6 protein-coding genes and 1 pseudogene are annotated in these 12,870 nt (G+C 70.3%); 1 reads left to right on the top strand and 6 read right to left on the bottom strand.

Features of this window, described 5'->3' with window-relative positions; genetic code table 11:
- The first annotated feature begins 96 nt into the window (after positions 1 to 96).
- Positions 97 to 3,063, top strand: coding sequence for a CHAT domain-containing protein (locus AB0N81_RS34410; RefSeq protein WP_365365423.1), 2,967 nt, complete (start codon positions 97 to 99; stop codon positions 3,061 to 3,063).
- Between the two features lie 21 nt (positions 3,064 to 3,084).
- Here the strand turns inward: AB0N81_RS34410 and AB0N81_RS34405 are convergent, their stop codons facing one another.
- The 6 genes and pseudogenes from AB0N81_RS34405 to AB0N81_RS34380 all read right to left on the bottom strand — a co-directional run bounded on the left by AB0N81_RS34405 (position 3,085) and on the right by AB0N81_RS34380 (position 12,240).
- Positions 3,085 to 4,824, bottom strand: coding sequence for a CATRA conflict system CASPASE/TPR repeat-associated protein (locus tag AB0N81_RS34405; RefSeq protein ID WP_365365421.1), 1,740 nt, complete (start codon positions 4,822 to 4,824; stop codon positions 3,085 to 3,087).
- Positions 4,796 to 5,179 carry a CATRA system-associated protein gene (locus AB0N81_RS34400; protein WP_365365419.1) on the bottom strand — a complete coding sequence of 128 codons (384 nt, stop codon included), beginning with the start codon at positions 5,177 to 5,179 and terminating at the stop codon, positions 4,796 to 4,798. Before AB0N81_RS34400 ends, AB0N81_RS34405 begins: the two co-directional genes overlap by 29 nt.
- A 135-nt stretch (positions 5,180 to 5,314) precedes the next feature.
- On the bottom strand, positions 5,315 to 9,487 hold the full coding sequence (locus tag AB0N81_RS34395) for a CHAT domain-containing tetratricopeptide repeat protein (RefSeq protein WP_365365417.1): 4,173 nt from the start codon (positions 9,485 to 9,487) through the stop codon (positions 5,315 to 5,317).
- 203 nt (positions 9,488 to 9,690) lie between these two features.
- A complete protein-coding gene (locus AB0N81_RS34390) occupies positions 9,691 to 10,245 on the bottom strand; it encodes a Pycsar system effector family protein (protein WP_365365415.1) in 555 nt (184 codons plus the stop codon).
- Between the two features lie 186 nt (positions 10,246 to 10,431).
- A pseudogene (locus AB0N81_RS34385) lies at positions 10,432 to 11,241 on the bottom strand (IS5 family transposase).
- A 219-nt stretch (positions 11,242 to 11,460) separates the two neighbouring features.
- On the bottom strand, positions 11,461 to 12,240 hold the full coding sequence (locus tag AB0N81_RS34380) for an endonuclease NucS domain-containing protein (RefSeq protein ID WP_365365413.1): 780 nt from the start codon (positions 12,238 to 12,240) through the stop codon (positions 11,461 to 11,463).
- Between the last annotated feature and the right edge of the window lie 630 nt (positions 12,241 to 12,870).

Here is a 12,870-nt window from a genome sequence, read left to right as displayed (position 1 = left end):
GAGGAGCATGCATATGTGCCGAGTTGGATACCACACAGGACACACGCACCGCTTCCCGGTCGGCACAGCCGGTGCGGAAAGCCAGAGGGGCGTCGGATGGCGTCTGACAAGGGCGAAGGGTCGGAGGACACGGCCCACGTGCTGTATGAGGAGGGCGTCGCCGTTCTGGAGGAGGCCCGTCGGCTGCGTGATGAGCCTCTGTTGTCGCGCGCCGTAGGACTGCTGCGGTGCTGCGCGGACACCAGGGACACGCGTGTGGCCGCGCTGTCGGCGCTGGACGTGGCGTTGAAGACCCGTTACTCCTGGACCGGGGCGCTCGCCGACCTGCGGGGCGCGACGGAGGCAGGACGAGCGGCGCTCGACGCCCGTGGCGGGAGCCGTCCGGACCGGGCGGCGGCCATGATGAACCTCGCCGACTCATTGCGCGTGCTGGCCGAACGGACGGGGGACGGCGACGCGTTGGACGAGGCGATACGGCTGGGTGAGGCCGTGGACGCGCAGGGGCACACCGATCCGGTGCTGCGCGTCGTGACACTCAACAACCTCGGGTTGTGTCTGCGGGTGCGGTTCGAGGCCAGCGGCGACCTCGCGGACGTCCGGCGCGCCGCCGCCTTCGGGCAGCGGGCTGTGGACGCGATGCCGGACCAGTACGCTGATGCCGCGTCCGTGCTGTCGAACCTCGCGGGCACCCATCAGACGTGGTTCGAGCGCACCCACGAACCCTCCGCCCTGGACCGGGCCGTGGACCTGGGCCGTCGAGCGTCGAAGGCCGCGCCCGACGAGCATCCGTCCCGGGCGAGCATCCTGTCGAACCTCGGAACGGCGTTGCAAATCCGCTGCGAGGCCACCGGTGACAGCGCCGATCTGCGTGCGGCCATCGAGACGGGCGGTGCCGCCGTGCGGGCCACGCACCCTCACGATCCGGCGTTGCCGGCCAGGCTCGCCAACCTCGGTACGGCACATGTGACCCGGTTCGGCATCAGCGGCGATCCCCAGGATCTCGACGACGCGGTCCGGTTGTTGGAGGGGGCGATCGAGGAGACCGAGGTCGGTGATCCCGCCCTGACGGGTCGGCTCGCCAATCTGAGCGTGGCGGCCCGGCTGCGTTTCGACGAGTCCGGGGACGTATCCGATCTCGACCTGTCCGTCACCGCCGGACGGCGGGCCGTTCGGGAGTGCCGTTCCGGCCGCCAGGGCCTGGCCGGGCACCTGTCCAACCTCGGTGCGGCGCTGCGGGCGCGCTTTCGGTCGAGCCGGGATCCAGGCGACGCCGAGGAGTCCGCGGCGGTCTTCCGTCAGGCCCTGGACATGGGCCCCGTCGATCACCCGCGGCGTGCGGCCTTTCTGTCCAATCTCGGCGGGGTCCTGTACGAGCGGGCCACGCTCGGCGACCCGGTGGCGCCGACCCACCACGGGGCCCTTGCGGTGAGCGCCTTCCGGGAGGCTGCTGGGATACCGACCGCGCAGACCAGGGTGCGGGTGGCGGCGGGTGCCGCCTGGGGGCGTGTCGCGGCCGAACTCGGCGACTGGGAAACCGCGGTCGCGGGCCTCCGACTGGCCGTCGGACTGCTCGGCCTGCGTGCCCCAAGGGAGCTGGCCAGGGAGGATCAGGAACGGGAACTGGCCGAACACACCGCACTCGCCTCGGACGCCGCCGCCTGCGCCATTCGTCTCTGTGACCTTCCACAGGCGGTGAGACTGCTGGAGCAAGGACGCGGCATCCTGCTCGGGCAGGCGCTGGACGCCCGCACCGACCTCACCGACCTGCGCCGCCGCGACACCGCCCTGGCCGACCGTTTCCACGAGGTGTGCCACCGCCTGGACAGCCCGGTACCCGACTCGAGCCATACCGGCGGTGACAGCACTGCGGTTCGGGAATGCAGGGATCTCGCTGGCGAGTTCGGCACGGTCCTCGGGGCGATTCGCACACTGCCGGGTTTCGAGACCTTCCTCGACCCGCCCTCCTTCAGCGAGTTGGTGCCGCCATCGGACACCGGGCCAGCGATCCTGGTCAACCTGAGCGAACTGGGATCGGACGCCCTGATCGTCCACGGCAACCACCCGTCCCACGTCCCTCTGCCGCTCGCGACGCCAGCGGCGGTGCGCGCCCAGGTGTCTGTCCTCCTCGCCGCGCTGGAGTTCGTCCAGGGTGAGGACACCCCCGACCGTGACGCACGGAAACGGGAGGAGCGGCACATCCGGGGTGTACTCGACTGGCTGTGGCACGCGGTGACGGGGCCGGTCCTGCGTCACCTAGACATACCCGCGATGCCCGATCCCGGCCGGCGCCCCCGGGTGTGGTGGATCCCCACCGGCCTGCTGTCCTTCCTGCCGCTGCACGCCGCGGAGCGGCAGGACACACACGGCCACCCGGGCGCGGGCGGAGCACTCGACCGTGTGGTGTCCTCCTACAGCCCCACCCTGCGCAGCCTGTCGTACTCCCGCCGCCCACAACCACCGGGACACGACCGGCTGCTCGTCGTCTCCACGGCGGCCGTGCCGGGGCATGCCGTCCTCCCCGCCACTCGTCGGGAGACCGCACGCCTCGGTGCCCTGCCGGTGGCCAAGACACTGCTGATCCGGGAGGCTGCCACTCGCACCCGGGTCCTCACCGCTCTGGCGGACCACAGTTGGGCGCACTTCGCGTGCCACGCCACGACCGACACCGCCTATCCGTCGCGCAGCGCCTTGGTCCTGCATGACCACGACAGTGCGCCGCTGCGGGTGTCGGACATCGTCACCGCTCGGCCCGCCGATGCCAAGGTCGCCTATCTGTCCGCTTGTTCGACCGCGCAGGGTGCGGCGCTGCTCCCGGACGAGGGCATCCACATCACCTCGGCGTTCCATCTGGCGGGATACCGGCACGTGGTCGGCACGCTATGGCCTGTCGACGACCACCCGGTCGGCCGGATCACTCGCGACTTCTACCGCGGAGTCGGCACCGACGAAGGGCTCTCCGCCGAGTCGGCCGCACTCGCACTGCACTCGGCGGTACACGATGCTCGGCGGCGCATGCACGGATACCCGAGCGTCTGGGCGGCACACGTCCATGTCGGCGCCTGACCCACGGTGGCGCCCCGGACGTCATTCCGGAATCCACAGCCAGGCATGCTGACGGAACTCCTTCACCTCGACCAGGCGCTGTTCGAACCGTCGCGCGTCCAGTCCCGGATACCCCTCGCCGACGACGTAGGCGTACAACTGCTCGGAGACCAGTACGGCGAGGTCGATGTCGGGATGCTCGGTCAGGGCACCGCGCAGTACCGTGCTGTTCAGCAGTCGGCTGACGTCCACGATCGTGGACCCGGCGAAGCCGAGCGCGGCGATCCCGACCGGCCCGAAGGCCGTGGACATGCGCAGCCGCATACGGTCGCGGTAGCGGTCGTTGTCGGCCACGAGACGTGTCTGCCAGGACAGGAGCAGCTTGGGAAGCGCGCGGTGCAGTTCGGCGTCCGCCGGGAGGAAGACGTTCATTCCGTCCCCGGTGTCCTGGTGGTCGGTCTCGTCCAGGCGATATCCCATGTCGTCGAGTACCTCCCGCACCAGCGCGGCGAGCCTCTCCTGCACACGCGACTTCTCGGGGGAGGTACGGCTGCTGTAGCGCTCGATGTCCACGGCGAAGCCCATGCGCACGCTGATGCGATCGGGTGTGTCCCGCCGTGCGGAAGGCGCGGACTCAGGTCGGCGGGCACGGTCCGCTCCGGGTGGGGCGGGAGGCTCCGGCCGTGGTCGCTCCACGACGGTGAGGTCGTGCTGAGCCAGTCGGCCGAACTCCCGCGCCACCTCGCGCGTCGCTTCCAAGTACTCCTCGTCGTCGCCCAGTTGCGTGCCGAACCACTCGGCGAGCCGTCGATCGCTCGGGAACGGTTGCGCGAGCGCGGCGGTCATGTTTCCGACGGCTATGTCCACGGTGCGCCTCATGGCGCGTATGTCCCTCAGGGTCGACGTCAGGTCGGCCTCGCCCCGCCTCAGCCGGGCCAGGGCCGTGACGTCGGTCGAGTCCCCCTCCAGCGCGGTCCGCACGTGGGCGACGTGGTCGTTCACCCCGTCGACGAGACGCTTGAGTTGCTCGCCGTCACCTCGAACGCGGGCCTGGTAGCGGAGTTTCGCCGCGTGCATCAGATAGCGGGCCAGCGGCGGCATGGCCGGATCGCCCTGGCTGAAGGTCCAGGCGCTCAGCTCGGCTTCCCGGGCCTCGGGGGCGAGGACGACTAGACGCCGTCCCGCCTGGTCCTCGTCCGATGAAACCTCCCATGCGGCTATCGCGCCCTCGGTGCTCCAGCCGCGCTGCCACCAGTACGGGGCATGGTCCGCGCCGGGCAGCACCGCACGCACCTCGTGGGCTATCACGTCGAGCGGTGGGACAGCAGGGCCGACAACCTGCGCCTGGCAGACGCGTACGACACCGAGCTGGGCGTCGGTACCGCCCGCCGCCAGCTCGTCCCACCATCGGTCGAACTCGACCCAGCCGGGCGGCGACGCGGAGCCGATGCGCAGACGGCGGGACGGGGTGTCCAGCGGGGCGGCGAACACCATCGAGAGGTTCACGACGTCGTGTTCACGGCGCACGACGGCCTGGTAGTCGGCCGCGCGGTCCTGGATCGCAGCCGCGGGTCGTCCCGGTGTCAGCGTGCCGGCATCGAGTGGCAGGCTGGTGGCCAGACCGGTGTTCGGGACCTCGTCGACCATGCCGAGGCCGTCCCGGCATCGGGCCCACAGATCGCGGATCTGCCGGTAGGCGGCCTCGGCGTCCGGACCGTCGGTCGGTCCGAAAACGTGGACCACGAGTTCCTGGTCAGTGAGCGGGCGTACCGGTTCCGTCACCGTCGCCTCCCAGACTGTCCGTGGAGGTGTCGGCCCGCTCCTCCTGGCGTGGCCGCTCCGGTTGCCGGCCCAGCGTGTGCACCAGGTGATTGGCCCGGTCGCGGGTCCGTTCCGGTACCGGGATCACTGACCGGGTGCCGATCCTGGTGATCCGCACCGGTCCGGTCAGTTCCAGTTCGGCGGTGGCCTCGCGCAGTGCCTCGTCGTCTCTCCGGGCGAGGGCGTCGGCGATCGAGTCGACGATCGAGTCGACCCGCTCCCAGCGCTGCGGCGCGAGGTGCCATTCGACCAGATCCTGCAGGACGTTGACGGCGTCTTCACGCGCCTCATTGTCTATCGGAATCCCCCCGGACATGTGCGCCCCCCTCTTTCCGCCGCTCGCGTCGACGTTCGCTCACTGTAGCTTTCGCGTGACGCTGTGTCCGCTCGGTCGCGATTCTCTCCCACGCCCCACGGTTTCCCAGGTCGAGTCGCCCTGCCGCGTGCCCGGTCAGCCGTCGCCAACGAGGACGAAGGGGGCCCAGTGGGACGGGTGTTCGGCGTAGCGGGCGTTGGTGCGACGGCGCAGACCGACTTGGGCGGCGAACGTGTCGAGTTCTTGTGGGGTCGCGTCGCGCATCCACGCCTGTGCCCGGGCCAGGGCGACCGAGGCCGGCATCGGTGGTTCGTCCCGCTCGGGCACGCCGCGCAGGTGGAAGTCGTAGATCCTGGCGACCAACAACGCAGTCGACCGGTCGTTGACCTCCCACAAGCTGCCGATGACCGCGGTGGCCCCCGCCTGGACCAGCCCCGCCGGCAGGCCCACCGCCTCGTCGGGCAGCCGGGTCATGTCCGTCACCGCCGTCTGGCAGGCGGACGCGACGACCAGGCGTACCCCGTGCAGCACCTGCCCGTCGAACAGGTCCCGCAGCGTGAGGAGTTCGCCGTCAGCCAGGGCCAGGTGCGAGGCGAGCGGTTCCTCGGGATCGTAGTAGCCGTGCCCGGCGAAGTGCAGATGGGTGGCGGTCGGCAGGGCCCGCAGCAGTGCCTTCTTGGTCGCGGCGGCACCGATGAGGCAGTCGACGGGTGAGGCGAACAGCTGTCGCACGGCGGCCAGTTCCGGCTCAGCCCAGGGAAGGGGCGGGTCGCAGGGATGGGGTTGCGCAACGCCGAGCAGCCGTGACGGCTTCTTCCGGGCCGGTGCGGAGGCCGCCGTACGGGCGGCCACGAGCACCCTCGCGGACGGGGTGTGGGAGACGGCGACGTCGTCGAACAGGTGGCGTCGTCCGCCGTCCCGGAGGTAGCGGGCCGCGTGGACCGGCAGCACGCCGAGGATCCCCGAGGGCACCAGCACAGCACGGGTGACGTCCAGGGCGAGCAGTCGTGCGGCCAGCGGTCCGACGAGCCGTGCGCCGAGCAGGTCGAGGAGCACGGTCAGGTCCTCGTCTTCTGTCTGCGACGGGTGAAGGGCCAGGGCGAGCAGGACTTCCGGTTCGCTCAGCGGGCACAGCACCGCTTCCGTGGCCGTCTCCGAGTGTCCCGGCGGACGGCGAACGATGAGGCAGACACTGCCGTGCCGTGTGGTGGTGAGGTAAATCAGGGGAGGCCCGGACGCGACGGCCTCGTTCACCGCCGTCCGCGGAGCCGCCCGCATGAAGTCATCGTAGGACGGCAGCGTCCGAATGGCCCCGATGGCAGCGGTCAGTTGGGCCTGAGCGTCGGTCATCGAGGCACGCAGCCGGTGCCGCTCCTCGGGCGACGGGGTGGTGGCGCGTGGTTCCCGCTGCCGTGCCTCGATGACGCGGATGCGCCGGACCGCCTCCTGGTACGCGGTCACGGCGATCTCGTGATCGGTGGACAACGCGGCCAACGCCGCCCGGTCCCGCTGGAGCCGGTCGCCGAGTGCCCGGGCCCGGTTCTGTTCCAGGACGGCGACCGCGCGCTCCGGCCGGCCGGCCCCGGCCAGGGCGTGCGCAGCCTCCCGGGGCAGGTCGGCGGTCTCCGCGAGCTCCGCCTCCTTCCCGCCCGGCAAGATCGCCACCTGGTACAGCCGTTCGGCCGCGGCCAGAGCTTGTTCGTAGGCCTCGGCGGCGGCGTCCCAACGACCGCACTCCGCTTCCGCGTCACCGAGCAGGTTCCAGGCGCGGCGGGCGTGACCGCTCGCGCCGAGCGCGGTGACGACCGGGACGACCTGTCGCAGGATCCCGGCCGCGTGACGGAACCGTTCGGGTCCGCCCGGGGCGTCCTGCCAGTTCACCCAGGCCCTGGCCAGTTCCGTGGCGGACTCGGCCCACTCCAAGGGGACGGTGCCCGGGGTGCGCACGTCGAGGCTGCGCTTCAGCAGGCCGATCGCGCGCTCCGGGTCGGGCCGGTCTCCGCGGCGCAGGGTGGCGGCCAGATTGTAGCGGGCTCGTGCCGCCTCCAGCACGTCCCCGTGTGTCTCGTACGCGCGCAGGGCCGACTCGTGGAGCGCGATGGCGGCGCGGAGGTCCCCGGGGGACAGTTCGGCGCGCTGCACGAGGGAGTTGGCGAGGTTGTCGGCGATGGCGGCGTGCATCAGCGGGTCCTCGTCGGTGGGGGCGAGGTCGAGTGCTCGCCGGTACCACGTCACCGCTTCGTCGAGGGACGCCCTGTCCTCACGGAGGGCGGCATTGGCCAGGGCATCAGCGACGGCCGTGGCGGCGTTCGCCATGTCGTGGCATTCCCCGAGTCGCTCGGACAGGTCGAAGGCGGTTCGAGCGTGCCGCAGCGCGGTGCTGTGGTTCCCGTCATGGTCGCCGCGCACCCGCATGCGGTAGCAGCGGCTGAGGTTGATGAGAGCCGCGGCTCGCTGGTGCGGGCCCAGTTCGGGCACGCTCAGGGCCTTCTCCAGCTGACGTCGGCCCAGTTCGAGGGAGTCGGGGTCGGCGGCCAGGACCGGGTCGGACAGGACGAGACCCAGGTTGCTCTGGACTGCGGCCCACCGGTCGGGCTGGTCGCGCCTGGTGAACACCGCCAGGGCGGCGGTGTGGCGGGTCAGGGCGCGACGCAGATTGCGTGCCCGGTCATGCGGGCACTCCCAGTAGGCGTTGGCCAGGTTGACCAGGGTCGCCGCCCACTCCATGGGGTCCGTGCGCCGCCGGTAATAGGTGAGAGCCGCCCGGAAGGCACGCTGGGCGAAGGCGATGTTGTCGCCCTTGTCTCCTTGCCGACGGGCCCGCCAGGCCGAGCCGACGAACGTCTGGGTCGCCGCCCACTTGTCGCGCGTGTCGGGTCGGTCCAGCAGCCGCAGCGCCTCCTCGGCGAGCCGAATGGCCCGCTCGTAGTCGGGTACGCCGGTGCCGCCCACGTACAGCCTGGCCAGTTCGGCCAGGTGCAGGCCGTGCACACCGGGGAAATGGTCGGCCGGCACAACGGCGAGGAGTCGCTCCAGGAGGGACCGGCGCCGCTCCGTCCGGTCGGTGACCAGCAGCCGCAGCAGCAGGTCGGGAAGTTCGGGGGGCAGCCGGTCGGCGGCGTCCCCGGCCATCCGGAGGGTCTCAGCCCAGTCGATCCGGCGCCACTCCGTCAGCGCCCCGTCCGGCCTCCGCGCGAGATGGTCGAGCGCGGCGTCCATGGCCCTGGCTTGCCCCTCCGCCTTCGCCAGGTGGTCTCGTACGGCGTCGACGGCTTCCGGACTCCTTTCCCGTGCTGCGTCGTCGATCCGGTCCCGCAGCGCGGCGGCCATGGCCTGGGCGCTTCCGGACCCGGCCTCGGGTGTCGGGCGGGCATGGCCGCCGATCAGAACGTCGACGGTGTCGCGTTGGCGGATCAGCAGCTGGAGCGCGAGACCTTCGAGCAGTGCGGGATACCGGGTGACCACCGCCTCGCGTTCCTCCTCGGTCCGCGCGGCCAGCAGTGCCGACACTGCTTCCTCCGCCGCCACTATCGTGTGCAGCCGTTCGATCTCCGGCACCTGCGCGTCGCCGAACGCCTGCGCCCTGTCCAGGGCCTGCTCCGCGGCCGCTCTCGCAGACGCCGGATTCCCGCCACGACGATGCACCAGGGCGGCGGTGTGCAGAGCCTCCACGGCCTCATGGACGGCCCCCGCCGCGTCGAAGAGCCGTACGGCGTCGTCGAGCGAGCGCAGTGCGTCTTCGTCCGCCTGACGCTCCGCCTCGGCCGCCGCGACCAACCGCAGCGCGCGGGCCTCCTGTACCTGGTCCCCGAGGTCGTGGAACAGCTGCCGCGCCCGGCGGGCATAGTGCTCGGCCTCGGCGGGTGCGCCGAGCTGATGCAATAGGGGCGCCAGATCGCCCAGCGTGCGGGCCTCCCCGGTCTTGTGCCCCAGGCTTCGGTAGGCGAGCGCGGCCTGTTGCAGCAACGCGGTGGCCTCGGGCAGATCGCCCTGGTGATGGCGCAACTGTCCCAGGTGGGCCAGTGCCGCGGCGCGGGCCCGCTCGTCGCCCGTGTCGGCGGCCTGCCGGAACGCCTCTTCCGCCTCGTCGTCGCATTCCATCCGCTGGAGTGCGGCGCCCAGGCTCTGGGACAGATCCACCAGGTCGGTCGTGGAACCCAGGCGGGCGGCGGCGTCGAGCCCGGAACGGCTCGCGTCCGCCGCGGCCTGCCAGTCGTGCACGGCCACCAGGAACGGCATGAGTTGTCGGACGAAGTCCAGCAGACCTTCGTCGTCCGGCAGACCTTCGACTTTCGCGCCGTCGGTCAACGCCCTCAGCCTCGCCGACAGCACCGGCCATGCCGAGCCAAACCATGTCAGTGCCGCCCGTCGTTCCTCGTCGGGGCAGGTCGGTTGGGTCAATGCGGCGAACATCCGCGGCAAAGTGTCCAGTGCCGCGGCTCCGGCCCTGTGTTCGGGCATGTCGTTCACACGCGCTCCCCACTCCGAGCTCTCTCGCGCCGACGTCTCGGTCACCCCGCCGTCTCGGCCGCGCTGAGAACCGCCGCCACCGCCAAGCCCAGCAGCGCGAACAGCAGCAGGCCGATGCTGCGGCTGACCCAGCCGAACTTGCGGCGGGCCACGAGAGCGTTGGCCCAGATCTGGTCCACGACGGCGGCCAACAACGCGTCCTCGTCCCGCAGCAACTCGTTCAACCGGTCTCTGTATTCGGAATGACTCGCGGAGTATTCCCGGCCTATGTGGTCGTAGAAGAGCAGGCTGGTGGGCATGGTGCCGACGGCGATCCGCTGTCTGGGCCACAGAACCAGGCCCGCGGTGAGTCCTGCCGCCACGGTACAGACAGCGGACACCGCCGCGGCGGAGGCGAACCAGGCCGAGCGACCGCCACTACCGGTGACCAGGCTGTACAGGACGCCGGCGACCACTCCGGCCGCTGCCAGGGTCGTGGCGGCCTTGGTCTCCGCGTGTTTGGTCCAATCCCGGATGGTGTCCAGGATTCGCCAGGCGTTGTCCGATCTCGCCTGCTGATGCCCGACGTCCGTCGCCGCCGCGGGTTCTCCTGCCATCGCTTGGCTTCCTTCCACGCATCGGCTCCGGACAGGCGGCGGTGAGCCCGCCACCACGCCGGGGCAGATCCACGCCCCACCTATCGTTTCCAATAGATAGCGGATTCATGCCCTTGGCGCAGTGTGGGGGTATTGTGATCAGATGGCCTGTTGCGCACTGTGATGCGAGGGCGTTAAGACGTCATCTCATTTGGCGAGTCTGCGGTAGCAGATGAGGGTGCAGGCGATGCTGGGGAAGGCCCAGGAAGTGCTCGGCTTTGCACTCGTAGCGTCGGTGCAGTCTGCGGCATCCGGCGAGCCAGGACATGGTGCGTTCTATGGTCCAGCGGTGGCGGCCCAGCCGGGTCGAGGACTCGATGCCTTTGCGGGCGATGCGGTGCTTGATGCCGCGTCGGCGTAACCATCGCCGCAGGTGGTCATAGTCGTACCCCTTGTCGGCGTGGAGTTTGGCCGGCCTGCGCCGTCGGCGTCCGCGCCGTCAACGGATCGGCATATCCCTTGTACCAGCAGGATCAGCGCCTGGCTGTCGTGCAGGTTCGCCCCCGAGATTCCGACGGACAGGGGCAGACCGGTCCGCTCGGTGATCAGGTGGATCTTCGAGCCGTACTTGCCCCGATCGACAGCATTCGGACCTGTCAGGTCCCCCTTTTCAGCGCCCGCATGTTCACCGAGTCGATCGCGCACCGGGACCAGTCCAACTCGCCGCGGGAGCCCCAACTCGTCGAGGACCAGGCGGTGGAGCTTGGCCCACACGCGTGCTTTCGTCCACTTGGCAAAGCGCCGGTGAGCCGTCGCTCCTGACGGACCGAACGAGGCGGACGGCAACTGCTGCCACGTGCAGCCCGACGTGGCCACGAACACGATCGCGGCTAGCACTTCACGGTCGCCGCGCCGACGCCGGCCACCTCCCTGAGGCCGCGACGGCGCCTCCGGCACCACCCACTGAAACAGCTCCCACAACTCATCCGGCACCAGCCGCTCAACGATCCCCACCACGACCGACAGCTCACCCAGCCAAACGAGATGACCTCTAAAAGGCCGCGGGAGCGGAGGCCCCTCGGCACCTAGCACAGGATCCCCGGTTAGCGAAACCGGGGATCCTCCGCACCATTAGTGGTACACCGCCATTCCCCGCCCATCACGTCGAAAGGCAGCATCACGACGACAGCCCACAACTCCACATTCCGCTTGGGCCGATGCCGTAGCGGGGGATCTCTATGCCGCGGCGTAGCTGAGGCGGAGAAGGTCACCGGCGCGCTCCAGGTCGCGCTCCGTACGCAGCTGCAGCTCCAAGTCACCCGTGCCGACGCTGGCGAAGTTCCGCAGCCGTCGGTAGGCGCGGTACTGCTTGCGCTGTACCCGGGTCACACCGTCCCCGAGTCCGACCAGGACCTCGTCGACCGCCTGGGCCAGCTCGGCCATCGCACTGTCCCGCTCCCGGACCGGCACCCCGGCCGCTCGTCGGCGCACCCGCTTGGCCGGAGCCGGGTGCCCGGTGACGGAGGCTACGGTCTCAAGGCCGAAGTGGTCGCTGCCGAAGTAGCGGTAGCGGACCAGGTCGATCGAGCGCCGGTGCTCGCGTACGGCGTGCGCGTCGTAGCGGGTGAAGTCGCCGGCCACGCAGATCAGCCGGGGTGCGCTCCACAGGATCTGGGACGAGGCCGTGGCTCCGAGCCGGTCGCGGACCAGGTTCCGGAAGGCGTCCTTGTGGTTCGTCAGCCAGGCCATGTAATAGAGGCCCTGGTTGATCACGCCTGCGTCGGTGCCGCGCTTGTACTCGACGATCACCGGCGACCCGTTCTCGTCGAGACCCAGCGAATCGATCCGCCCGCCGTCGACGCAGTCGATGACGTACTCGCTCGCCAGGAAGGTGACGCCCAGCATCGTCTCCATGTGCGCCTCGACGAGGTCCTGCACATCCGCCTCAACCTCAGCAAGATGCGCGCTGACTTCCTTGACACCACCTGCTGTCTTGAACAGCTTCAGGACCGCCACTCCCCCTCCATGATCTCGGTGCCACACGAGAACAGCGCTGAGCGCAGGGATATTTCCACAGCCACGGATCCCTTCGTCCGCGCCCGCCTAGCATGAGAGGTCGCCTCCAAAACGCAGATCCGTTGTCACGCAACCCTGCTGCGCCTTCGGGCCGGAAGCTGGAGATAGGAGCCCCTTTGCACGACGAAGCCGGAGCTGCCCGCAACAACCTTCCAGAACAAGCACATCAAGCAGACGACTGGGCGCCGCATGACGGGCTCTCAGCCCGAGATATCGAGGCCCTTCTCACCAACGAGGCCGTCCCGGCACACGTGCGCTCCCTTGTCGGGCTGCTCTGCGAGGGCAACGTAAAGCTGGACGGCGCTCTCGCGTTGACGGTGGGAGACGTCATCCCCACCAGGCGTGAAATTCCTGTCAGCGAGCAGACGCTCTGGCTCCTGCGAGAGGCCGTCGGTGACCGTGAGCAAGGCCCCGTGTTCGCCATGCCCTCAACCCAGCGGGTGAGCCGCGGGGCCAGCCCACCTCAGGTACCGAGTACCCCTCGGCACGGCACCCACGACGTGCGGGTCGGCCGACACCCTGACCGCCACAACGGTCCGCGCCGAAGCTCACGCTGAACACATGAAAGCC

The organism is Streptomyces sp. NPDC093510, assembly GCF_040683555.1.
Taxonomy (GTDB): domain Bacteria; phylum Actinomycetota; class Actinomycetes; order Streptomycetales; family Streptomycetaceae; genus Streptomyces.
Note: the sequence above shows the minus strand (reverse complement) of the source record. Positions and strands in the feature narration are given on the sequence as shown.

Bases quoted from the DNA above. Each gene is read 5' to 3' on its own strand.
- AB0N81_RS34400 (WP_365365419.1), bottom strand. From the start codon at position 5,179: ATGTCCGGGGGGATTCCGATAGACAATGAGGCGCGTGAAGACGCCGTC.
- AB0N81_RS34390 (WP_365365415.1), bottom strand. From the start codon at position 10,245: ATGGCAGGAGAACCCGCGGCGGCGACGGACGTCGGGCATCAGCAGGCG.
- AB0N81_RS34410 (WP_365365423.1), top strand. From the start codon at position 97: ATGGCGTCTGACAAGGGCGAAGGGTCGGAGGACACGGCCCACGTGCTG.